Here is a 21,770-nt window from a genome sequence, read left to right on the forward strand (position 1 = left end):
ATGACACCGCAGTCCGCCCGCACCCCCTACACCAGCGGCATGTTGAGCAATGACGCCGGCCGTGAGCGGGACCGTCTGACGTCCATCCAGGGCAGCGTCGACACGTTCACCACCGGAATCCTGGACCGCCTCCCCGTCGAAGCCTCCTGGAACTGCCTGGAGCTGGGCGCCGGCGCCGGCTCCATCGCCTACTGGCTCGCGGGACGGTGCCCGGAAGGACGCGTGGTCGGCGTCGATCTCGACACGCGCCATCTCGACGCCGGCCGTGCCGCGAACCTGGAGGTCCAGGAAGCCGACATCACGGACGAGGACTACGCCCCCGGCAGCTTCGACCTCATCCACGCCCGCTACCTGTTCTGCCATCTCGCCGCCCGCGACGAGATGGTGGCGCGGGTCGGCCGCTGGCTCGCCCCCGGCGGCTGGCTCGTCATCGAAGAGCCCTTCCACCTGCCCGGTGCCACCTCCCCCTTCCCCGTGATGCGGCGCATCCTCGACGCCTACCAGCGCATGTACCACGAGCACGGCGCCGACCTCACCTGGGTCCGGGGCCTGCCCGCCCTCCTGGCCGGCAGCGGTCTGACCGATGTCGCCTTCGCCGCGAACCCCGCCTTCATGGGCGGACTCGACAAGGACCGCTGGCGCCCGCTCATCGACCAGGCCGCACCCACCCTCCTCGCCGACGGTCTGATCACGGAAGCCGACCTGGCGGAGTTCCACACCCTCCTCAAGGACCCGGCCTTCATCGACATCCCGCAGATGACCCTGTCCGCATGGGCCCGTCGCCCGGCGGAGGCACCGTCCGCGGACGGGCCGGTCTGAAGCCACCGGGAGTGGGGACCGCCGCCGAGTGCGTGCCGGGCGCGGAATCGTTCCTCATCGGTCCGCGGGGGGGGGCGCCCGGCGGACCGATGCGGCCTGCGACGGTACGAGCCCTGGGCGCCGACGCCCCGCCGGGTGCGGTGCCCCGCCGTGTATGACGCCCCGCCAAGTGCGGCGCCCACCCCCCGCGGAATGATCACAGGATGAGGAACGACGATCCGCGCCCGCACCTGCCCACCACCGAGTCCGCCGTCACGGCCATCCGTGCGATCGCGGCCGAGTACCGCCTCGACCTGACCGTCACGGACGACATCGGCGCGGACCGGACCTCCCGCCGTACCGCGGCCGGGGCGTTCACCGTCCTGGACGCGGACGGCTCGCTGCCGCACGAGGCCTTCGTGGAACTGGGCGGATCGCCCGCGGTCACCGTCCAGGTCTTCCCCGAGGACGATGCGAAGGTCACCGTGGACGGGGTGGAGTTCGCCGATGTCCCGCGGGACGCGGTGCCGGCGTTCCTGCGCTCGGTGTACGGCGGGCGGGCCCACGTCAAGGCGCGGTTCTTCCCGCCGGGCGAGTGGCTGATCGTGCCACTGCCCGGCGACGAGACCTACAAGGAGCTGATCTTCCCCGGCGGGCTCAGCCCCTGGCTCGCGCGCAGCGTCCGCTGAGGCGGGGAGGGCGGCGGGCAACGCTGCCGGCGTCCTCCCTCCGCCCCTCATGGGCGGCCGTCACCTGGGCGGTTGATGGCCTCCCGGCAGCAGGGTGCCCGGCTCCGGGGCGGCCACCTCGACGCCCTCCACCTTGGGATTGCGCCGCTGCCGCTTGGAGACCCAGTAGGCCAGCCAGGAGAGCAGCATGCACATCCCGATGTAGATCGGCGAGATGATCATGACGACGGGGATGAACGGCAGGTCGTAGTCGAGGTTGGAGGCGATCAGCTTGCCGGCGTGCAGGAACTCCTCGTAGGTGATGAGGTAGCCGAGCGAGGTGTCCTTCAGGGCGACCACCAGCTGGCTGATGATCGCCGGGAGCATCGCCCGGACCGCCTGCGGCACCAGGACGTGCGTCATGACCTGGGTCTTGCCCATGCCGAGCGCATAAGCGGCCTCCCGCTGGCCGCGGTCGACGGAGTGGACGCCGGTACGGAAGACCTCGGCGAGCACCGAGCCGTTGTAGAGGGTCAGGCCGGCGACCAGCGCGATCAGCGGCTCGGCCTTCAGCGCCACATAGATGAAGAAGATCATGACCAGTACGGGCATGGCGCGGAAGAACTCCACCAGCAGCGTGCACACCCAGCGCAGGGCCCGGTGTTCCGAGAGCCGGCCGGTCGCCAGCACCCCGCCCAGCGCCAGCGACAGCACCGCCGCGAGGGCGAAGGCCTTCAGGGTGTTGCCGAGGCCCCGTAGCAGCAGCTCCTGAATTCCCTTGTAGGTGAAGGGAGTCCACTTCGGCGCGGTGAACTGGCCGGTGGCGAAGAGGAGGTAGAGGACCCAGCCGATCAGGGCGAGGATCAGCACCGTCGAGACCAGCCCGTAGAGCCGGTGCCGCGCTTTGGTCCGCGGGCCGGGGACGTCGTAGAGGGCGGTGGTCATCGAGCGACTCCGTAGCGCTTCTCCAGCACGTTGAAGAGCGCGCTGATGGTCAAGGTCACGATCAGGTAGCCGACGGCGATCCAGACGAAGGTCCAGATGATGCTGTAGCCCAGTTCGCTGAGCGGCTTGTAGACCCCGAGGAGTTCGGTGACGCTGAACGCGCCGGCGATCGCGGAGTTCTTGGCCAGCGCGATCAGGGTGGAGCCGATGGGCGGGATGACGGACCGGAAGGCCTGCGGGAGGACGATCCCGCCCAGCGTCTGCGGGAAGGTCATGCCCAGGCTGCGGGCCGCCTCGCCCTGCCCGACCGGCACGGTGTTGATGCCGGAGCGCACCGCCTCGCAGATGAAGGCGGAGGTGTAGCAGCCCAGCGCGAGGATGGCGAAGAGGTTGAAGGGCAGGACGAAGCCGAAGCGTGGCAGGCCCAGCACCACCGCGAAGAACAGCAGCGTCAGCGGCGTGTTGCGCAGCACCGTCACCCATGCCGTGCCGAAGGCCCGCAGCGAGCCGACCGGCGCCACCCGGAACGCGGCCATCAGGAAACCGAGGACGAGCGCGAGCAGCGAGGCGAAGACGGTGAGTTCGACGGTGCCCAGCAGGCCCTTCCCGTAGAGGGAGAGGTTGTCGAGGAGAACGTTCATCGGTCAGTTCCTTGGCGGCTCAGGACGCCGGGTAGCGGTTGATCGGGGGCGGCTTGGGGGCGGGCACGCCGGACGTCCCGAGGGTCGCCTCGTACGCCTTCTGCCAGTTGCCGTTCTTCTCGTTCGCGGCGAGCGCGTCATCCAGCGCGAGCCGCAGCGCGTTGTCTCCCCGGGGAACGCCGATGCCGTACGGCTCCTCGGAGAACGGCTTGCCGACCACCTTCAGCTCGTCGGGCACCTTGGCGGCGTACCCCAGCAGGATCGCGTCGTCGGTGGTGACCGCGTCGACCTGGTAGGTGAGCAGGTTGTCCACGCACACCGAGTAGGTGTCGTAGGAGACCAGTACGGCCTTGGGGTACTCGGCCTGGATGCGCTGGTAGGGGGTCGAGCCGGCCGCCGAGCAGACGCGTTTGCCGGCCAGATCCTGGGGGCCGTGGATGTCGTTCTCGTCGGCGCGCACCAGCAGCGACTGGCCCGCCATGTAGTAGGGACCGGCGAAGCCCACCAGCTTCTTGCGCTTGTCGTTGATGGTGTAGGTGCCGACGTAGAGGTCGATCTGGCCGTTCTGGAGGGCGGTCTCGCGGTTGGCGGAGGCGATCGTCTTGAACTCGATGGTGTGGGGAGGGAAGCCGAGGGCGGCGGACATCATCTTGGCGATCTCGATGTCGAAGCCGGTGTACTGGCCAGAGGCCGGGTCCCGCTCGCCGAGGTAGGGCTGGTCCTCCTTGACGCCGATGACGAGATGGCCGCGGCGCTTGGCCTTCGTCCAGGTCGGGGAGTCGGGCAGCGAGAAGTTCTTGGCGACCGGGTACTGCGGCAGTTCGCTGCCCTTGGGGCCCTTGGCCGGCGGGCTCCCTTCCCGGCCGCAGCCGGAGAGGGCCAGCGCGAGCACGGCGAACACGACGAGCACGCGGCCCACGAGGGCACGGCGCAGGGGCGAGGAGTGGCTGTGCGGCATCACGGCACCCCCGTCAGTGCTTGAGGATCTTGGAGAGGAAGTCCTTCGCCCGTTCGCTGCGCGGCGCGGTGAAGAAGTCCTCGGGGGTGCGGTCCTCGACGATGCGGCCGTCGTCCATGAACACCACACGGTTGGCGGCGGAGCGGGCGAAGCCCATCTCATGGGTGACCACGACCATCGTCATGCCGTCCCGGGCGAGCTGCCGCATGACTTCCAGCACCTCGTTGATCATCTCCGGGTCGAGGGCGGAGGTCGGTTCGTCGAAGAGCAGCGCCTTGGGGTCCATGGCGAGTGCCCGGGCGATGGCGACGCGCTGCTGCTGGCCGCCGGAGAGCTGCGCCGGGTACTTGTCGGCCTGGGAGGCGAGCCCCACCCGGTCCAGGAGTTCACGGGCGCGCCGCGCGGCCTCGTCCTTCTTCTTCTTCCGGACCTTCATCGGCGCCAGCATCAGGTTGTCCAGCACCGTCTTGTGGGCGAAGAGGTTGAAGGACTGGAAGACCATGCCGACTTCGGCACGCAACTGGGCCAGCGCGCGGCCCTCTTCGGGCAGCGGCTGCCCGTCCAGCTCGATGGCGCCCGACTCGACGGTCTCCAGGCGGTTGATGGCCCGGCACAGGGTGGACTTCCCGGACCCGGAGGGCCCGATGACCACGACCACCTCCCCGCGGCCGACGGTGAGGTCGATGTCCCGCAGGACATGCAGTTTTCCGTAGTGCTTGTTGACCCCGCGCAGTTCAATCAGCGCATCACCGGCCATATGCAGACCTGCCCACTCTCATCCGTACAGCGGAGAGCCCGCAACCTACCGGGGGGAACAGGGCGCTTCTTCACTGACACGCACGCATGCACGGAGATGGGCGGATAAATCAGGGTTACGGATGAACCTTCCGCACGGCCGGCGCGGGGCTGCCGCCCGCGCTCCCGACCACCGGGGTCAGCTCTCCGAGGCCTCGGCGTAGACCTGCGACAACTCGGGCGCGCCGACATCGGCCCACTCGTGACCCGTGGCCACCACGTCGATCTCCCGCCCGGACGCCAGCCGGACCACCGGCTGCCCGTCCGGCCATACGTGCCAGACGGCGCCGCGCACCGTGCGGACCAGGACCGTGCCGAGGTAGAGACCGGCGTCGTTGCCGAGCCAGGGCAGCACCTCCGGGTCGTCCCGCCATACGGGCTGCAGCTGGTCCAGCGCCTCCAACGACCCTACGGAGTCGTCCAGTTCCACGCCCGCGGTGGCGGCCTGGGCCCGCAGGAGTTCGCACTCGGACAGCAGCTCCACGACGCTGTCGGGATCGGCGCGCACCGACTCCGCCAGCGGTACGGACCGGTGTGCGCGCTGCCGCTTGCGCCACCTGTCCAGGAAAGACATGTTCATGGTCTGCAGGGTCCCACCCGCCCTGTGGTCGCGGCCACAGGCGCGCGGCACACCCGTGCCCCGTTCGTCACCTTGACGCCTCCCCCGCGCCTTCCTACCTTCATGGCGCTCGGATCGGATCTGCTGGATCCCAGGAACCCCCCAGCCCCTTCGCGGGACCGGCCTGGAACGCAGTGCACACCTGCCCGTTGGCGCCAACCGGAGGGATACGGACCGATGCGTGGACGACGATGGGGCACCGCCCTGGTCCTGCTGCTCACCGCGACCGCACTGCCGGCCACCGATGCCGGAACCGCGACGGCCGTCGCGGCGCACCGCCCGCGCCTCCCACTGCCCTTGGCGCGACTCTTCGACAACCGGGCCGTCAGCGACAACTCCCGGCCCGGCGCGGCCGACTTCGACGGTGCGGGCCACTCGCTGTCCGCTCAGGACCTCGCGGCGGCCGGCTGGTCGCCCGGGAGCACCCCGACCCTCGACGGAGCCCGGCTCCGCCTGCCGCGCACCGCGCCCGGAACGCCGGACAACGTGGTGGCGGACGGTCAGCAGGTGACCGTGGGCGGCCGGGGCGAGGCGCTCACCTTCCTGGTCGCCGGGACGGGCGGTGCCCCCTCGGGCACCGGGACCGTGCGCTACCGGGACGGCTCGCACAGCAGCTATGAACTCACCGCCCCCGACTGGCGGTCGGGGCCGCTCGCCACCAAGGCGGTGACGCTGCCGCATATCAACGGTCCGGGCGGGCAGCTGCCCGGGGCGGCCCGGCTGTATGCGGTGACCGTGGCGCTGCGGGCGGGGCGGGAGCTGAGCTCGGTGGTGCTGCCCGAGCCGGCCGCCGCGTCCGGCGCGCTGCATGTGTTCGCGGTGTCCGTACGGGACAGCGGGCGCGGCAGGACCGGGAGTTGGGCCGCGAGCACGGCCGGCTACCGGGCGGTCGGCCCCTGGACCGACCGTACGCTGCGACTGGTGGTGCACAGCGGCGCGGGCGGGCCGCGGGCGCGCATACGGATCGCCAACACCTTCGCCGCCGCGCCGGTGGACATCGGAGCGGCCAGCATCGCGGTGCGTGGCGCGGGGGCGGCGGCGGACCGCGCGCCGGTACCGCTGACCTTCGCGAAGGGGCACCGGGGCGTGCGCGTTCCGGCCGGGGCCGAGGCGTTCAGCGATCCCGTCGACTTCACCGTCCCGGCCGGCACCGACCTCGTGGTGAGCATCCATTTGCCGGGGACGGTGACGGCGGCGCCGGTGCACCAGGAGGCGGCCCAGCTGTCGTACCTGAGCGCCGCGGGCAGCGGGGACCGCACCGCGGACACCACGGGCGCGGCCTACCCGGAGACGATGACCTTCTGGCCGTTCCTGACGGGCGTCGATGTCGCGGGCGGCCCCGGCTCGATCGTGGCCCTGGGCGATTCGATCACCGACGGGGTGAAGTCGACGAGCGGCGCCAACCGGCGCTGGCCCGATGTGCTGGCCCGCCGCTTCCAGGCGCAGCACGCGCTGCCCCGCTACGGCGTGGTCAACCAGGGCATCTCGGCGAACCGCATCGTCACCGACCGCTATCCGGGCGACGGGGTCAGCACGGACACCGGAGGGGTGAGCGCCCAGCACCGGCTGGAGCGCGATGTGCTGGCGCAGCCCTCGGCGCGGACGGTGGTGGTGTTCGAGGGCATCAACGATGTGCGCTGGGGGACCTCGGCCGATGAGGTCATCGCCGGGCTGCGGGCCCTTGCGCGGCGTTCGCACGAGCGGGGGCTGCGGGTGGTGGTGGCGACCGTCGCGCCGTGCGAGGGCTACCCCGACTGCAGCCCGGCCGTGGAGGCCCGCCGCCAGGCCGTCAACGCGTTCGTACGCGACCAGGCCGGCACGGTCTTCGACGCCACGCTGGACTTCGACGCGGTGCTCCGCGATCCGCAGCGGCCCGCCCGGCTGCTGCCCGCCTACGACAGCGGTGACCACCTCCACCCCGGCGACACGGGCCTGGAGGCACTCGGCAACGCCGTGGACCTCCGGGCGCTGGTGCCGGAGCGGGACTGACGCCGTAGCGGGCCCGACGGCGCGGGCCCGTCGGCGGGCGGTGCGGGCAGGCCGCACCGGCTCCCGTCGGCGGCAGGTCGCCCCGGAGCGGGCCGCCCTAGACGTCGAGGTCCACCACGACCGGGGCGTGGTCCGAGGCGCCCTTGCCCTTGCGCTCCTCACGGTCCACATAGGCGTCCGAGACGGCCTTGGCGAACGGCTCGTTGCCGTAGACGAGGTCGATGCGCATCCCGCGGTTCTTGGGGAAGGCGAGCTGGCGGTAGTCCCAGTAGGTGTAGGGCCGGTCGTACTTGAGGGGGCGCGGCACGACGTCCGACAGACCCGCCTCGCGCAGGGCGGTCAGGGCGGCGCGCTCGGCGGGCGTGACATGGGTGGCGCCCTCGAAGACGGCCGGGTCCCAGACGTCCTCGTCGGTCGGTGCGACGTTGTAGTCGCCGAGGACAGCGAACGGGCGGGAGCCCGCCGCGTCCTCGGCGACCGCCGCCTTCAGCGCCTCGAACCAGCCGAGCTTGTAGGTGTAGTGCGCATGACCGACCTCGCGGCCGTTGGGGACGTACACCGACCACACCCGGGCCGGGCCGCAGGTCGCCGAGACGGCCCGCGGCTCCTGCACCCCGTCGTACTCCGGGCCGCCGGGCAGGCCCATGACGACGTCGTCGAGACCCACCTTGGACACCAGCGCCACGCCGTTCCACCTGCCGTCGGCGTTGACCGCGGCTTCGTAGCCGAGCTCGCGCAGCTGGTCGTACGGGAACTGCTCGGCGGTGCACTTGGTCTCCTGGATGCACAGCACGTCCGTGCCGGTGCTCTCCAGCCAGGCCAGCAGCCTCGGGAGGCGGGCGGTGATCGAATTGACGTTCCAGGTCGCGATGCGCATGCCTGCAAACCTACCGCGCGGCACTGACAGCCGGCCCTCAGCGCAAGCCGGTGCTGTGGCCCGGGGTGAGACGGCCGTGGTCGGTACCGCCCAGCTTGTCGATCATGGAGTCGTAGATCGGGCGGGCATGGTCCTGGAGCAGGCTGTCGTGGATGTCGATGGCCCGACGCGGCGCGACCTCGCGCACATAGTCGATGATCTCGGCGACCTTGTTCCAGGGGGCGTGGACGGGCAGCAGCAGGGTGTCGACCGTACGCCCCTCCGGGACGGTGAGGGCGTCGCCCGGGTGGAAGACCGCGCCGCCGTCGATGAAGTAACCGACGTTGGTGACACGCGGGATGTCGGGGTGGATGACGGCGTGCATCTGGCCGTGCACCTCCACCTCGAAGCCGGCGGCGGTGAAGGTGTCCCCTTCGCCGACCGTGTGCACCCGGCCGGGGAAGGCGCCGACGAGCTGGTCGGCGACGCTGGCCAGCGTCCAGATCTCGGCCGCCGGGTTGGCTTCCATGCCCGCCCGCAGCCGGTCCTCGTTGAAGTGGTCCACATGCTCATGGGTGACGAGGATCGCGTCCGCGCCGACGGCCGCGTCCTCCTCGCTGAACACACCCGGGTCGATGACGAGCGTCCGCCCGTCCTTCTCCAACCGGACACAGGCGTGGGTCTTCTTGGTGAGTTCCATGGGGCCATCTTGCCGTGGCGGGCCGCGGCGGGTGCGCTCCCGCCCCTCGCCGCGGCACATCCATTCCCGGCCTCGCCGCGGCACGTCCGCGCGCCGCCCCGTGGGAGCCCGTCAGCTCTCCGGCGTCGTCTCTTCCCGTATCACCCGCTGGGCGACCGCGAAGGCGGAGTTCGCCGCCGGGACACCGCAGTAGACGGCGGTGTGCAGCAGGACTTCCTTGATCTCCATGGGGGTGAGGCCGTTGCGCAGGGCCGCGCGGATGTGCAGCGCCAGCTCGTCGTGGTGGCCACGGGCGACCAGCGCGGTGAGCGTGATGACGCTGCGGGTACGGCGGTCCAGGCCCGGTCTGGTCCAGGTCTCGCCCCAGGCGTAGCGGGTGATGAAGTCGTGGAAGTCGCCGGTGAAGTCGTCGGCGGCGGCCTCGACCCGGTCGACATGGGCGTCACCGAGGACCTCACGACGGACCTTGATGCCCGCTTCGTACGTGGCGCCTCGGGCCTGTTCCGGCTGGGCGAAGCCGGACTCTATGGCGGCGGGCGGCGCCGCCGGGGGCGGCGGAGGCGCGATCTGCGGCTTGGGGGCGGCGGCGCCGATGGCGTTCTGGCCGCCGGGGCCGGGCTTGTCGTGCCAGGCCGTGGAGAAGTGCCGGATGAGGAGTTCGGTGACCGCCGCGGGCTGCTCGACCGGCGCGAGGTGAGAGGTGCCGGGCACCAGCGCCATGCTCGCGTCCGGGATTCCGGCGACGAGGGTGCGGGCGTCGGTGGTCGGCGTGACCTGGTCCTCTGAGCCGACGACGGCGAGCGTGGGAACGCCGATCCGGCCGAGGGAGGACCGTACGTCGAAGGACGCCAGCGCCTCGCAGGCGGCGATGTAGCAGCCGGGATCGGTGGTCCGCACCATCTGGACGGCCCATTCGACGATCGCGGGCTGGGCGCCGGCGAAGCCCTGGGTGAACCAGTGCTCGGGCGCCGTGCGGGCGATCGGGTCCAGCCCGTTCGTGCGGATGACCACCCCGCGCTGGCGCCAGGCGTCGGCGGTGCCGTAGCGCGGCGAGGTGGACACCAGGGCGAGCGAGGTGACCTGGTGCGGGCGGGTGAGCGCCAGCTGGATGCCGATGGCTCCGCCGATGTTGCAGCCGGCGTAGCCGAAGCGGTCCACGCCCAGGGCGTCGAGGGTGGCGATCAGCCGGTCGGCCAGTTCGGCGATGGAGGCCGCCGCGTGGGCGGGCGAGCCGCCGTGCCCGGGCAGGTCGAAACGGATGACGCGCCAGTGGCGGGTCAGCTCGGGGATCTGCCGGTCCCACATGTGCCATGTGGTCCCGAGCGCCGCGCCCAGTACGAGTACGGGGGCGTCGTCGGGGCCGTCGATCCGGTGCTGCAGGGTCTTCTCACTCACCCGGCCACGCTACCGACTCTCTGACAAGATCCTGACACCTGGGTCAGGAAGAGCTGCCGGATTGCGACCGCCGGGCGCGTCCGAGACGGGGTTTGCACAGGTCAGGGCCTCGCTGTGGAGATGGTGTGGACGACCGGGTAACCCGGCTCGTCGTAGCTCACCATGATCCGCCGGTACGGACGCGGGTGCCTTGCCCGTGACCAGGACCGGGGCGTCTACCGGCCCATCAAAGCGGCCTTGCAGGGTGTGTCGATATCTCACTCACCCCCTTCACGCTCTCAGATCTCACAACAGCCCCTATAAGGGGGGTCACGGCTGTATGGCTTTGACCAGGTGAAACACCTCGCGGGCGGCGTAGCGTTTGAGGCATCGGACGATTTCACGTCGGGTCTTGCCCTGTTTGATGCGGCGTTCGTAGTACTCCTGGGTGCGCGGGTCGCAGCGCAGGCGGGTCTGCACGATTCGGTGCAGGGCGGCGTTGGCCTGCCGGTCGCCGCCGCGGTTGAGGCGGCGGTACTGCCGCGCGCCCGAGGAGTGCTCGACCGGGCTGACCCCGCACAGCGCGGCAAACGATGCATCGCTGCCCAGACGCTCCGGGTTGTCCCCCATGGTGATCAGCGCAGTCACGGCCGTGTCCGGACCGATGCCCACCAACGCGAGCAGCTGCGGGGCGTGGCGTTCCGCGAGCCGGGTCAAGCGGTGTTCTGCGTCTTGGATCTGCTCGGTGAGCTGCTCGATCCGGTGGGCCAGCAGGCACAGCGTGGTGCGGGTGGCCTGCAGTACCGTCTCTTCGTCGCCTTCGTCGTCCTTGCTGCCGTCGGCGAACCGCGCGCAGGCACGGAAGAGTTCCACGTTGCCCAGCCCGGCCAGCTCTTCCCGCAGGGCGGGATCAGCGGTAACGAGAACGGCCTTGATCTGATTGATCGCTTGAGTGCGGGCCTTGACTGCCGACCCCTTGGTAAGTTTGTACATCCGGGCGATCTGTACGGGTCCATCGCCCGTTTTGGCGCGGGCGCGTGCCCGCCCGCTCAGCACCGCCCGGGCGGCGTTCTGGGCATCGAGAGGATCCGACTTGCCACAAAGACGACGGTCGGTCCGATCGGGCCGGTTCACCTCGAACACTTCAACGCCCTGGGACAGCAGGTAGCGGGACAGGGCGGCTCCGAAGGACCCGGTTCCTTCCACTCCGGCCTTCCGTACCGTGCCCAAGCCGCCGGCCCACTCGAGTAGCGCACGGTATCCGGCGGCGGTGGCCGGGAACCCTTCGGTGCCGAGCACTGCCCCGAGAGAGGAGAGGACGGCGGCCACATGAGTGTCCCGGTGCGTGTCCACCCCCAGAACCACCTCCGCCGTGGACTGGCGTCGGCGGGTACGCGGAGCAGGGGGCGTACTGGACGCGTTATGTCTGGGCATGCCCGTTCGCCTTCCGGTCCGATGGCTCATCGCGTTGCCGGCACCGGGCCGCGTCGGGCGGTCAGAATTGTGATGACGCCTGATTGATCGGCAAGCCCCTATCGAGACACACCCCGCCAGCCCGGTACCAACAACGCACCATCCCCGGCCAACGGTCGACGCTGTGCGAGAAAGACACGCCGGTCAAACGTCTCATGAGTCAGACCCCGGACCCGGGACAGCACCGACCAAGTCTCCCGCCCTACAGGACGCATGAATAGCTGTGGTGGAACCTGACCGCCGACGGCGACCATTCGCCAACTGGCGCCCGCTGGTGACAAAGAGCGCACGCATTGGGAAGAAATTGGCGGCCCTCCGAGTCCGGCTCAATGCCGGCACGCACGGCCCCATACTCGGGATCGTCGCATCTGCAACAAACCCTCTCAGCCTGCTCTCACGGCACCCCCTTGGCCGGTGAGCCGACCGCGACGCCCACGCTGCCCGATGAGGCGTGCGAAGGGCTGACCGTCGCGTTCAGGTTCGGCGGCGCAGACGCCGACCTCACCCTGTTCCTCACCGACGCGCAGAGCCAGGTCTCCCCAGACGAGGACTTCGTCTTCTACAACCAACCGTCCGCCGCCCACGGGGCAGCGCGCCTCCTGGGCAAGCAGACCAACGGCACGCACACCGTCGAGCGCGACGCCGTCCACCTCACAGCCCCCAGAGCACATCCAGCGCATAACGATCGCGATCAACATGGACGTCGACACCGGCCTGGCATGCGGCTACTCACCCACGCAGAACTGTCCGTGGCGTGTGCCACAGCCAGTTGGACGTTCCAGCCGCACGCCGACCCTGCCATCCGCGCGATGGTCGTCGCCGAGCTCTCCCGGCACCGGTCCCCCAACGGCCAGCCGGTGTGGAAACTCCGCGCGGTCGGACAGGACTGGGCCGACGGACTCGACGGCCCCCGGGGCGCGGCTGTGTCAGTTGGGCGGCCTCGTCGGCAGCCATGGTTCGTGCCATGGCGGATATCCGGCGACGAGCTTGCTCGTTCCCGCTGGTCCCCAGGTCCCCTGCCGGTAGCGCTCGGGGTCGCCGGGCGCCTCCAGCAGTGGCTGGACGATTCGCCACGTCTCCTCCACCGAGTCCTCCCGGGTGAACAGGCTCGCGTTGCCCTGCATTGCGTCACTGAGCAGGCGCTCGTACGGCTCGGGTGCCTCACCGAGTTCAGCCGCGAAGAGGAGGTCGAGGTCCACCGGCTGCGTGTCCTGCTTGCCCGGCTGCTTGGCCTGGATGCGGAAGTTCACGCCAGGGCTCGGATCGATCCGCAGGATCCACTGGTCGGGCTCGGGCGCGAACCGCTCCGCGAACGCAAGCCGCGGCGGGCGCTTGAACACGATGCGGATCTCGGTCACTCGCTCGGGGAGCGACTTGCCGGCGCGGATGAAGAACGGCACCCCGGACCAGCGCCAGTTCTCGACCTCCAGCCGCAATCCGACGAAGGTTTCGGTGCGTGAGCCCGGCCGCACGCCGGGGACCTGCAGGTACCCCTCATACTGCCCGCGGACGTAGTGGGCCGGGTCGGCGTCGGGGATCGTCCGGAACACGTCAACCCGGCGGTCCCTAAGTGCGTCCGCATCGGCGGCTGACGGCGGCTCGGACGCCACCAGGGCGAGCAGCTGCAGCAGGTGATTCTGCACGACGTCGCGGAGTGCGCCGACCGGGTCGTAGAAGTGGCCACGGTCCTCGACCCCGAAGTCCTCGGCCATGGTGATCTGCACGCAGGAGACGTGGTCGCGGTTCCATACCGGCTCGAACACGGAGTTGGCGAACCGCAGGAACTGGATGTCCATCGCCGGCTCTTTGCCGAGGAAGTGGTCGATCCTCAGCAGCTGATCCTCATCGAGGAGCTGACGCAGCTCGGCGTTGAGGGCGCGCGCCGACGCGAGGTCATGCCCGAAGGGTTTCTCCACGACGACCCGGGCGCCCTTGGTCAGCCCGGCGCCTGCCAGGCCCCCGACCACCTGGGCGAACAGCGACGGCGGGATCTCCAGGTAGAAGACCGGGCGCCGCTTGCCGTTGACCGCCCGGGCGAGGCGATGGAACGTCTCCGGGTCGGCGTAGTCGCCCTGCACATAGCTGAGTCGAGCGGCGAACCGGGCAAAGACGCTGTCGTCCAGCGGCTCGCCCGCTGCCTTGATCGCCGCGCGGGCATGGTCACGCAGCGCGTCGTCGGACCAGTTGTCGCGCGCCACTCCGACGATCGGGCAGGTCAGCAGCTTGCGCCGCTCGAGCCGATAGAGCGAGCGGAACGTCATCTTACGTGCGAGGTCGCCACTGATCCCGAAGATGACCAGCACGTCTGCGGAAACGTTCGACGTTTTCGAAGCCACCTCATCCTCCTTACGGAGCCGGCACGGCAATAGGGTCGGGCATCATGGTCCTGTCGGCGACTGGGCGCCTACGCGAGCAGGGCTCCGGCCGGCCGCCGCCGCGTCCGCGAGGACGAGCGACGCCGCCGCCTCGACCCGGCCGGCGGGAATCGACCGGTCTCCCGCAATGAGCTTCGAGAGCGGTTCATGCTTGTCCGCTCCGGTGATGAGCCAGAGCACCTGCTGGGCGCGAGCGAGCGCAGGATAGGTGAGTGTCATGCGCTGGTGGCCCATGTAGGGGGCCGTCAGGGCCACCGGCCGGTCCGAGACTTCGAGCACCGGGTCCTGTGGCACCAGCGAGGCGGTGTGCCCGTCCGGGCCGAGGCCCAGGTGAACGAGGTCGAAGCGCTCGGGCAGCGACCGCCCGTAGGCGGCGGCCGCCGCGTCAAGGTCGGCGTCGTTCACGGGCATCGCGATGACCTCGGCCGGAGCCGCATCGAGGCTCTCCCGCAGGTGGGTGAGGTTGCGGTCCGGGTCGCCGTCGGGCGCGACCCGCTCGTCGACCTGGAACACCGCCACGTGCTCCCAGGGGACGTCCTCATGTGCGAGCCGCGCGAACATCGCCCATGGCGTGTGCCCCCCGCTGACGGCGAACGTGAACCGGCCGTGGGCTTGCACGCAGGCCCGGGCCAGCCGCGCCACGAACGCCGCCGCGGTGCCGGCGACCGCATCGGGGTCGGCGACGACCTCAAGTTCGTGATGCACAGCCCTCAGCCCTTCTTTTCGGCGTGCCCACCGAACTCCGAGCGCATCGCCGAGAGGATCTTGTCGGTGAACTCCCCGGCCTGCCTGGACTCGAAGCGCTCGTAGAGCGAGGTGGTGATGACCGGTACCGGGACGCCTTCGTCCACCGCGGCGAGGACGGTCCAGCGGCCTTCCCCGGAGTCGGAGACCCGCCCGGCGAAGGCGTCGAGCGAGGGCGAGCCGGCGAAGGCATCGGCGGTCAGGTCGACCAGCCACGAGCCGACGACCGAGCCGCGCCGCCAGACCTCGGCCACCTCTCCGACGTCGATGTCGTACTGGTAGGCCCACGGATCGCGCAGCGGTGTCGTCTCCGCGTCGACCTCTTGCCGGCTTTTGCCGGCGTTCGCGCGCTCGATGATGCTGAGGCCCTCGGCGATCGCGGCCATCATCCCGTACTCGACCCCGTTGTGGACCATCTTCACGAAGTGCCCGGCCCCGTTCGGCCCGCAGTGCAGGTACCCGCGCGGGGCGGTGCCGTCGGTCCGGGTCCGGCTCGGCGTCGGCTCGGCGCTGCCCTCGCCGGGAGCGATCGTCTTGAAGATCGGGTCGAGATGGGCCACGACCTCGTCCTCGCCGCCGATCATCAGGCAGTAGCCGCGCTCCAGCCCCCAGACCCCACCGCTGGTCCCGCAGTCGACATAGTGCAGCGACTTGTCGGCAAGACGCTTGGCGCGCGTGATGTCGTCGCGGTAGTAGGAATTTCCGCCGTCGATCAGGATGTCGCCGGGCTCCAGCAACGGCTCGAGCTGGTCGAGGACGGAGTCGACGGTCGCAGCCGGAACCATGAGCCACAGGGCCCGTGGCTTGTCCAGTTTCGCAATGAAATCCCGGAGTGAGTCTGCGCCCGTCGCGCCCTCGCCGGCCAGTTCGGCGACGGCGGCCGCGTTGACGTCGGACACGACGCAATGGTGGCCGTCTCGCATCAGCCGACGCACCAGGTTCGCCCCCATCCGGCCGAGCCCGATCATCCCGAGCTGTATGGGCTTGTCTGTCGCCATGTGGTGCCTCCTAGTCCTTGAGCGTGCGGTAGTGCCGGATCAGCGCGTTCGCGGACGAGTCGTGGCCGAGCTCAGGCTCGGTCGCGCGGGCAGGAACAGGTCGGCGGCCCGCTGCAGGTCCTCGATGGCCAGCTCGAAGAACAGCTCCTCGCCCCTGCGCCCGCCCGCCACCTTCGCGCGGATCGCGTCGTCGTAGTCACCGGAGCCGATCGCCTTGTCGAAGATCGAGGGGTTGGAGGTGAGCCCTGTCACCGAGTACTGGTCGATGTAGTGCTGGATCTGCCCCGTATCGAGCATCGAACGGGTGATGTTGTCCAGCCAGATGCTCTGGCCCTGCTCGTGAAGCGCCTGGGTTACGTTCACCCCTGCTCCCTTCCGGCGTCCACGCACTCGCGGGCAACCTGGGTGACCTTCTCGGGGGTGAAGCCGAATTTGGTCAGAAGCTGCTTGAGCGGCGCCGATGCCCCGAACGTGTGCATGCCGACGACCGCGCCGCCGTCGCCGACGTAGCGGTCCCAGCCGAGGGTCGCCGCCTGCTCGATGGCGACCCGGGCCCTGACCCCGGGCGGGATGACCGAGTCGCGGTATTCCTTGGGCTGACGGTCGAACAATTCCCAGCAGGGCATGCTGACCACGCGAGCCGCGAGGCACTCGGCGGCGAGTTCGTCGCGGGCCGCGAGCGCGAGTTGCACCTCCGACCCGGTGGCGAGCAGGACGACGTCGGGCCTGCCGTCCGCCGCGTCGACCAGGACGTAGGCTCCCCTGGCCACCCCGGATGCGGCCCCCACCTCGGAGCGGTCCAGGGTCGGCAGCGCCTGACGGGAAAGGACCAGCACCGCCGGCTCGTGCCTGAGCGCGGCGACGACCCGCCAGGTCTCGACGACCTCGTTCGCGTCGGCCGGGCGGAACACCAGCAGACCCGGCATCGCGCGCAGCGACGCGAGCTGCTCGAGCGGCTGGTGGGTCGGACCGTCCTCGCCGACCCCGATCGAGTCGTGGGTTGAGCGGTCAGTGGCCTGGAAGTCGCCGGCGCCGGAGAACGTGAGGTGGATCTTGGTCGACGGCGAAAGGTCCGCCGACCCGCCGAACACCCACGGCACGACTTGGGCAAGCGCGTTGAGCACCTGGCCGCTGGAGTCACGGCCGGCGATGCCCTTGGGGTCGGCCGCGAAGGTCGGCAGCGCCGACTGCCAGTCCTCCGGGTGCCCGGGGCAGTGCGAGCCGAGCTGGCGGAACGTCCTGAGGTCGTCGAGGCTCACGGCGGGTCGGCCGAGGACCTGGTAGGCGGGGTCGACGGCCTGCACGCCGGTGAGGTGGAGCAGCGACCAGAGCAATGCGGAGGCGTGTCCTTCCGACAGCACGAAGCGGTCGCGGTTGGGCCAGATCGGGTCGGCCGGGTCGAAGCGCAAGAAGCGCTGCCAGAGCGTGTACGCGACCGGGGCGATTCCCATCGGCGTCCCAGGATGGCCGGAGTTGGCCGCCTGGATGGCGTCCATGCACAGAGTGCGGATCGTGTTGACGGAAAGTGTTTCCAGGTCGTTGTTGCTCAATGCGAGCCTCCCTGAAGGTACTTCCCCTGCCCGCATCTCGAGCGCGGCGGGCCGGGGTCAGCCTTCCCCGGCCGGGGCGAAGAGCGCCGCGCCGACAATGCCCGCATTGTTGAACAGCTGCGCCGGCACGATCTCGGTCCTGAGCTCGATGTACGGCAGGAACTTGTCGGCCTTCTTGCTGACACCGCCGCCGATGATGATCAGGTCGGGCCACAGCAGCCGCTGGACGAGTTCGAGATACTTCTCCACACGGTGCGCCCATTTCTTCCAGGACAGGTCGTCGTGCTCGCGCACCGACTCCGCGGCCCAGTCCTCGGCATCTTCGTGGTGCAGCGGCAGGTGCCCCAGCTCGCTGTTGGGCACCAGGAGCCCGTCGGAGAAGACGGCACTGCCGATACCGGTGCCGAGCGTCACCATCACGACGACGCCCTCGCGTCCCTTGCCGGCGCCGAAGCGCATCTCGGCGATCCCGGCCGCGTCGGCGTCGTTCACCACACTGACGTCGCGGCCGGTCGCTTCTGCGAAGAGCTGAGCCGCGTTCGTATCCATCCAGGCCGGGTCGATATTGGAGGCCGTCTGGACTTTGCCGCCCCGGATGACGGCCGGGAGCGTCAGCCCGACCGGTCCTGGGACGCCGATCTGGGAGAGCACCTGCACGACCACGTCCGCGACTGCCCCCGGGGTCGCTGGTTGCGGGGTCGGGATCCGGACCCGCTCACTGATGAGGCTGCCGCGTTCGAGGTCGACCGGCGCTCCCTTGATGCCGGTCCCGCCGATGTCGACCCCCAGCACGTGGGCCGTCTTGTCCGGAATTGCCTGCGCCACTGCCCGCTCCCCTCAGGGGCTGGCCCAAAATGCGTTGCGTGAATTTTGGACATCAAGCCCCGCAAGAGCTTCGCTTATGCCTCTTACATTCCCATACATCCCTTACATTCGCCACATCGCTCTTATGGGGTTATTTCGATACTTCAGGGGTATATCCAAGCATTGCGTGCCCGGAAAAGCATGAGAAATCAAGCCGACTGGGAATCGGTCCGACAATTCCCCCGCACCCATGAGCCGTTGCCTCTCCACCCGGGCCGACCGCGACCAGAGCTTACGGAGGTGTGATGCCAACCCGACCGATCCGCTTGCTTCTTGCCGACGTCGACGGCACTTTGGTCACGAGCGACAAGGTCCTCACCGACCGCGCCGTCCAGGCGGTCCACAAGCTCTACGACGCCGGCGTCCTCTTCGCGGTGACCAGCGGGAGACCACCCCGGGGCATGTCCATGATCATCGAGCCCCTGGCGCTGGCCACTGAACTCGCCGCCTTCAACGGTGGTCTCATCGTCGATCCGGATATGACTGTTGTCGAGCAGCAGGTCATTCCCGCGGAGGTGGTGGCCCCGGTCGTCGCGCTGATGGAGTCGTTCGGCCTCAGCGTCTGGATCTACCGGGGCGCCGACTGGTACGTCCGCGACGTGAAGGGGCCGCACGTGGATCGCGAGAGCTGGACGGTGCAGTTCGCGCCCACACTCGTTCCCGGCTTCGACGGGCTCGAGCAGGGCATCGCCAAGGTCGTCGGGGTCTGCGATGACCACGAGGTCGTAGAGGCGGCCGCGGTCGCCGCTCGCGCGCAGTTCGGCGAGCATGTCTCGGCCGCCCGCTCGCAGCCCTACTACCTCGATGTGACCCATCCTCAGGCCAACAAGGGCGGTGTCGTCAAATACTGGTCCGCCAAGCTCCAGATCTCCCCCGAACAGATCGCCACGATCGGCGACATGCCCAACGACGTGCTCATGTTCGCCCACTCGGGACTGTCCATCGCGATGGGCAACGCCAGCCACGAGGTCCAGCGCGCGGCGAGGCGGGTGACGACGAGCAACGAGGAAGAGGGTTTCGCGAACGCGGTCGAGCAGTTCATCCTGTGACCCGCGTCGCCGCATTCCCGGGCCTGGCTGCCCTGAGCCTGGCACTCGGCCTGGCCAAGGAGGAGGACATCCATGAGCGTCGAGCATGACAAGCAACTTGCCGCCGAGGCTGCGGCCGAGCTCATGGAGGACGGCATGACCGTCGGCCTCGGCACTGGCTCGACCGTCGCCTGTCCGGCCACGGAAGGCCGGACAGCAGCGCCGGGTTGACCACCGCGAGGAACGTGGCGACGTCCTCACGGGGCACGGCTGGCCACGGCATCATGCGGGCGCCGCGGTACTCGGCGGGCAGCCGTAGCTGCTGCTCCCCGGCGAGCCGGGTGGCTCGGTCCGGGTGGCTGTGGTGTCGGATATGCCAGAGACTGCGGGTGTGCTTGCTGAACCGCGGTGGACAGTCCCTTCAACAAGCGCCATCCGCCCAGCCCAGAGGCGCGCTCCTCCTCTTCGGTCAACCCGCGGACGCTGGGTGACCGACGCCCGCACGTCCCTTTCCCCAAGGTGCGGACGACGTGGGCGCGGGATAGGCTTTGATGACAAGGTCAGGTTCTCCAGGCGGTTTTACCGACGCCGGGACCCTCAGCGCGATAATCAACTCTTTCTGCGGAGACCTTTGACGAGCGTGGTGCACCCCTTCGCATTCGCAGGGGTGAGCAACTGCCGAATCCCTTCCTCGAAGGCGTGCCTCGCGCTTTGGGCGTCGTAATAGTGCCGCCTCAGGGCTCGCAGATTCGCAGTCCCTGAAAGGGAGTTCGGGATGAAAGTTGTCGTTGATCTTTCCCGGTGTCAGGGGTATGCGCAGTGCGCGTTCCTGGCTCCCGACGCTTTCCGGATGCACGGCGAGGAAGCGTTGATGTACAACCCGACGCCCGACGACGCCCAGCGCGAACAGGTGCTGCGGGCCGCGGCGGCCTGCCCGCTCCAGGCCATTCTGGTCGACCAGTTGGAGGAGCGGGACGCACCGGTTCAGGCGCCGCCGTCATGAGCAGCGCTGACACCCTGCAAGCGTTCAAGCGCGACGGCCGCATCGCGATCGTCGGGGCGTCACTGGCGGGACTGCGGGCCGCGGAGGCTCTGCGCGCCGAGGGTTTCACCGGGTCGTTGACCATGATCGGTGACGAGGTGGGCGAGCCTTATGACCGGCCTCCGCTGTCCAAGCAGGTGCTGACCGGGTGGGTGCCGGCCGGGGGCACCACGCTGCCGCGACGTCGTGACATCGATGCGGAGTGGCTGCTGGGCGTGCCCGCCGACGGGCTGGACCTGGCGACCAACCACGTGCATCTCGCCGACGGCCGCGAGGTTCCCTTCGACCGAGTGCTGATCTCCACCGGGGTACGGGCCCGGCCCTGGTTCGTCGAGTCCGAGGCGGACCTGGACGGGGTGTTCGTCGTGCGCACGCGCGAGCACGCGGACGGCCTGCAGCGAGCCCTCGCTGCCGGGCCCTCCCGCGTCCTGGTCATCGGCGCGGGCTTCACCGGCTCCGAGATCGCCTCCATCTGCCGCGAGCGCGACATCCCGGTGACCGTCGCCGAGCTCGCGCCGGCCCCGCTGGTCGGGGCGCTCGGCGCCATGATCGGTGAGGTCGCGTCGGACATGCAGCGCGCCCACGGCGTCGACCTGCGTTGCGGTGTCAAGGTCACCCACCTGGAGGGCGACGCACAGGGGCACTTCCGCCGCGCTCACTTCTCCGACGGCAGCACCATCGACGCCGACGTGGCGGTGGTGGCGCTCGGCGGCATCCGCAACACCGACTGGCTGCGGGACTCGGGACTGGCGGCGGGCGTATGGGGAATCGCCTGCGACACGGGTTGTCGCGCCCTCACCCTCGACGGCCTGATCACCGACGACATCTTCGTCGCCGGAGACGTGGCACGCTGCCCGAACCCGATCTACGAGTACCGGCTCATCTCGCTGGAACACTGGGCCAACGCCGTGGAGCAGGCCGAGGTCGCGGCGCACAACATGGTCAGCGCCCAGGCGGACCGCTGGCCACACCTGACCATCCCGACGTTCTGGTCGATCCAGTTCGGCGTCAACATCAAGTCCGTCGGTGTGCCGACCTTCGCCGACGAGGTCGTCGTCACCCAGGGATCGGTGCCCGACCACCGCTTCGTCGCCGCATACGGCTACCAAGGCCGCGTCACCGCGGCGGTGAGTTTCAACAACGCGAAGTGGCTGGACCACTACCGGCAGTTGATCGAGACGGCCGCGCCCTTCCCGCCGCCCTGCCCCACGCCCGACGGGCCCGCCGACGCGAAGCCGGTGCCCGTCGACTTCCCCAGCCCCCAACTGCTCGCCCAGGGCGCCACGGTGGTCGTCACCGGCCACGACCCGAGCGAGCGGCGCGTCACCGCCGCGTGGCAGCACCGGTAGGAGG

At 69.9% G+C, this 21,770-nt stretch carries 22 protein-coding genes and 1 pseudogene; 8 read left to right on the forward strand and 15 right to left on the reverse strand.

Features of this window, described 5'->3' with window-relative positions:
- Together Scani_RS15540 and Scani_RS15545 are read left to right on the forward strand one after the other, a co-directional pair.
- Entirely contained in the window at positions 1 to 819 is an 819-nt protein-coding gene (locus Scani_RS15540) for a class I SAM-dependent methyltransferase (protein ID WP_246295815.1), read from the forward strand.
- 203 nt (positions 820 to 1,022) lie between these two features.
- Positions 1,023 to 1,487 carry a hypothetical protein gene (locus tag Scani_RS15545; RefSeq protein ID WP_159475360.1) on the forward strand — a complete coding sequence of 155 codons (465 nt, stop codon included), beginning with the start codon at positions 1,023 to 1,025 and terminating at the stop codon, positions 1,485 to 1,487.
- Between the two features lie 60 nt (positions 1,488 to 1,547).
- On the opposite strand, the gene Scani_RS15550 is transcribed toward Scani_RS15545, so the two are convergent.
- The 5 genes from Scani_RS15550 to Scani_RS15570 all read right to left on the reverse strand — a co-directional run bounded on the left by Scani_RS15550 (position 1,548) and on the right by Scani_RS15570 (position 5,385).
- On the reverse strand, positions 1,548 to 2,411 hold the full coding sequence (locus tag Scani_RS15550; RefSeq protein ID WP_159475363.1) for an amino acid ABC transporter permease: 864 nt from the start codon (positions 2,409 to 2,411) through the stop codon (positions 1,548 to 1,550).
- Positions 2,408 to 3,052, reverse strand: coding sequence for an amino acid ABC transporter permease (locus tag Scani_RS15555; RefSeq protein WP_159475366.1), 645 nt, complete (start codon positions 3,050 to 3,052; stop codon positions 2,408 to 2,410). Before Scani_RS15555 ends, Scani_RS15550 begins: the two co-directional genes overlap by 4 nt.
- A 19-nt stretch (positions 3,053 to 3,071) precedes the next feature.
- A complete protein-coding gene (locus tag Scani_RS15560) occupies positions 3,072 to 4,010 on the reverse strand; it encodes a glutamate ABC transporter substrate-binding protein (protein WP_159475369.1) in 939 nt (312 codons plus the stop codon).
- 13 nt (positions 4,011 to 4,023) lie between these two features.
- The gene (locus Scani_RS15565) at positions 4,024 to 4,767 is read right to left on the reverse strand and encodes an amino acid ABC transporter ATP-binding protein (RefSeq protein WP_159475372.1); all 744 of its coding nucleotides are present in this window, start codon (positions 4,765 to 4,767) and stop codon (positions 4,024 to 4,026) included.
- Positions 4,768 to 4,944: 177 nt separating this feature from the next.
- A complete protein-coding gene (locus Scani_RS15570) occupies positions 4,945 to 5,385 on the reverse strand; it encodes a DUF6278 family protein (RefSeq protein ID WP_159475375.1) in 441 nt (146 codons plus the stop codon).
- Between the two features lie 216 nt (positions 5,386 to 5,601).
- On the opposite strand from Scani_RS15570, the gene Scani_RS15575 reads away from it, so the two are divergent.
- Positions 5,602 to 7,413 carry an SGNH/GDSL hydrolase family protein gene (locus Scani_RS15575; RefSeq protein WP_159475378.1) on the forward strand — a complete coding sequence of 604 codons (1,812 nt, stop codon included), beginning with the start codon at positions 5,602 to 5,604 and terminating at the stop codon, positions 7,411 to 7,413.
- A 97-nt stretch (positions 7,414 to 7,510) separates the two neighbouring features.
- Here the strand turns inward: Scani_RS15575 and Scani_RS15580 are convergent, their stop codons facing one another.
- The 4 genes from Scani_RS15580 to Scani_RS15595 all read right to left on the reverse strand — a co-directional run bounded on the left by Scani_RS15580 (position 7,511) and on the right by Scani_RS15595 (position 11,777).
- Positions 7,511 to 8,290: an exodeoxyribonuclease III gene (locus tag Scani_RS15580; protein ID WP_159475381.1), complete on the reverse strand. Its 780-nt coding sequence runs from the start codon at positions 8,288 to 8,290 to the stop codon at positions 7,511 to 7,513.
- A gap of 37 nt (positions 8,291 to 8,327) precedes the next feature.
- Positions 8,328 to 8,969: an MBL fold metallo-hydrolase gene (locus Scani_RS15585; RefSeq protein WP_159475384.1), complete on the reverse strand. Its 642-nt coding sequence runs from the start codon at positions 8,967 to 8,969 to the stop codon at positions 8,328 to 8,330.
- 111 nt (positions 8,970 to 9,080) lie between these two features.
- The gene (pcaDC, locus tag Scani_RS15590) at positions 9,081 to 10,364 is read right to left on the reverse strand and encodes a bifunctional 3-oxoadipate enol-lactonase/4-carboxymuconolactone decarboxylase PcaDC (protein WP_159475387.1); all 1,284 of its coding nucleotides are present in this window, start codon (positions 10,362 to 10,364) and stop codon (positions 9,081 to 9,083) included.
- A gap of 309 nt (positions 10,365 to 10,673) precedes the next feature.
- The gene (locus Scani_RS15595) at positions 10,674 to 11,777 is read right to left on the reverse strand and encodes an IS110 family RNA-guided transposase (protein ID WP_425577505.1); all 1,104 of its coding nucleotides are present in this window, start codon (positions 11,775 to 11,777) and stop codon (positions 10,674 to 10,676) included.
- 368 nt (positions 11,778 to 12,145) lie between these two features.
- Between Scani_RS15595 and Scani_RS42405 the strand changes: the two are divergent.
- Positions 12,146 to 12,661 (forward strand): annotated as a pseudogene (locus tag Scani_RS42405) (TerD family protein); the annotation flags it as partial.
- A gap of 81 nt (positions 12,662 to 12,742) precedes the next feature.
- On the opposite strand, the gene zwf reads toward Scani_RS42405, so the two are convergent.
- From zwf to ppgK, 6 genes are read right to left on the reverse strand one after another with little or no spacing between them, the layout of a single operon-like run.
- A complete protein-coding gene (zwf, locus tag Scani_RS15605; protein ID WP_159475393.1) occupies positions 12,743 to 14,152 on the reverse strand; it encodes a glucose-6-phosphate dehydrogenase in 1,410 nt (469 codons plus the stop codon).
- A gap of 42 nt (positions 14,153 to 14,194) precedes the next feature.
- Complete coding sequence (gene pgl, locus Scani_RS15610; protein ID WP_159475396.1) at positions 14,195 to 14,896, reverse strand: 6-phosphogluconolactonase; 702 nt, start codon at positions 14,894 to 14,896, stop codon at positions 14,195 to 14,197.
- Positions 14,897 to 14,901: 5 nt separating this feature from the next.
- Positions 14,902 to 15,933, reverse strand: a complete 1,032-nt coding sequence (gene gnd / locus Scani_RS15615) for a phosphogluconate dehydrogenase (NAD(+)-dependent, decarboxylating) (protein ID WP_159475399.1) — start codon at positions 15,931 to 15,933, stop codon at positions 14,902 to 14,904.
- A 39-nt stretch (positions 15,934 to 15,972) separates the two neighbouring features.
- Positions 15,973 to 16,296, reverse strand: coding sequence for a transaldolase family protein (locus Scani_RS15620; RefSeq protein WP_159475402.1), 324 nt, complete (start codon positions 16,294 to 16,296; stop codon positions 15,973 to 15,975).
- Complete coding sequence (locus Scani_RS15625; protein ID WP_159475405.1) at positions 16,293 to 17,519, reverse strand: transketolase family protein; 1,227 nt, start codon at positions 17,517 to 17,519, stop codon at positions 16,293 to 16,295. Before Scani_RS15625 ends, Scani_RS15620 begins: the two co-directional genes overlap by 4 nt.
- A gap of 21 nt (positions 17,520 to 17,540) precedes the next feature.
- On the reverse strand, positions 17,541 to 18,308 hold the full coding sequence (ppgK, locus tag Scani_RS15630; RefSeq protein WP_246295816.1) for a polyphosphate--glucose phosphotransferase: 768 nt from the start codon (positions 18,306 to 18,308) through the stop codon (positions 17,541 to 17,543).
- 284 nt (positions 18,309 to 18,592) lie between these two features.
- On the opposite strand from ppgK, the gene Scani_RS15635 reads away from it, so the two are divergent.
- The 4 genes from Scani_RS15635 to Scani_RS15650 all read left to right on the forward strand — a co-directional run bounded on the left by Scani_RS15635 (position 18,593) and on the right by Scani_RS15650 (position 21,766).
- A complete protein-coding gene (locus Scani_RS15635; RefSeq protein ID WP_159475408.1) occupies positions 18,593 to 19,396 on the forward strand; it encodes a Cof-type HAD-IIB family hydrolase in 804 nt (267 codons plus the stop codon).
- A 72-nt stretch (positions 19,397 to 19,468) separates the two neighbouring features.
- Positions 19,469 to 19,606 carry a hypothetical protein gene (locus tag Scani_RS15640; protein ID WP_218039185.1) on the forward strand — a complete coding sequence of 46 codons (138 nt, stop codon included), beginning with the start codon at positions 19,469 to 19,471 and terminating at the stop codon, positions 19,604 to 19,606.
- A gap of 544 nt (positions 19,607 to 20,150) precedes the next feature.
- Complete coding sequence (locus Scani_RS15645) at positions 20,151 to 20,378, forward strand: ferredoxin (RefSeq protein ID WP_159475411.1); 228 nt, start codon at positions 20,151 to 20,153, stop codon at positions 20,376 to 20,378.
- The gene (locus tag Scani_RS15650; RefSeq protein ID WP_159475414.1) at positions 20,375 to 21,766 is read left to right on the forward strand and encodes an NAD(P)/FAD-dependent oxidoreductase; all 1,392 of its coding nucleotides are present in this window, start codon (positions 20,375 to 20,377) and stop codon (positions 21,764 to 21,766) included. Before Scani_RS15645 ends, Scani_RS15650 begins: the two co-directional genes overlap by 4 nt.
- Positions 21,767 to 21,770 lie beyond the last annotated feature (4 nt).

Source organism: Streptomyces caniferus (genome assembly GCF_009811555.1).
GTDB lineage: Bacteria > Actinomycetota > Actinomycetes > Streptomycetales > Streptomycetaceae > Streptomyces > Streptomyces caniferus.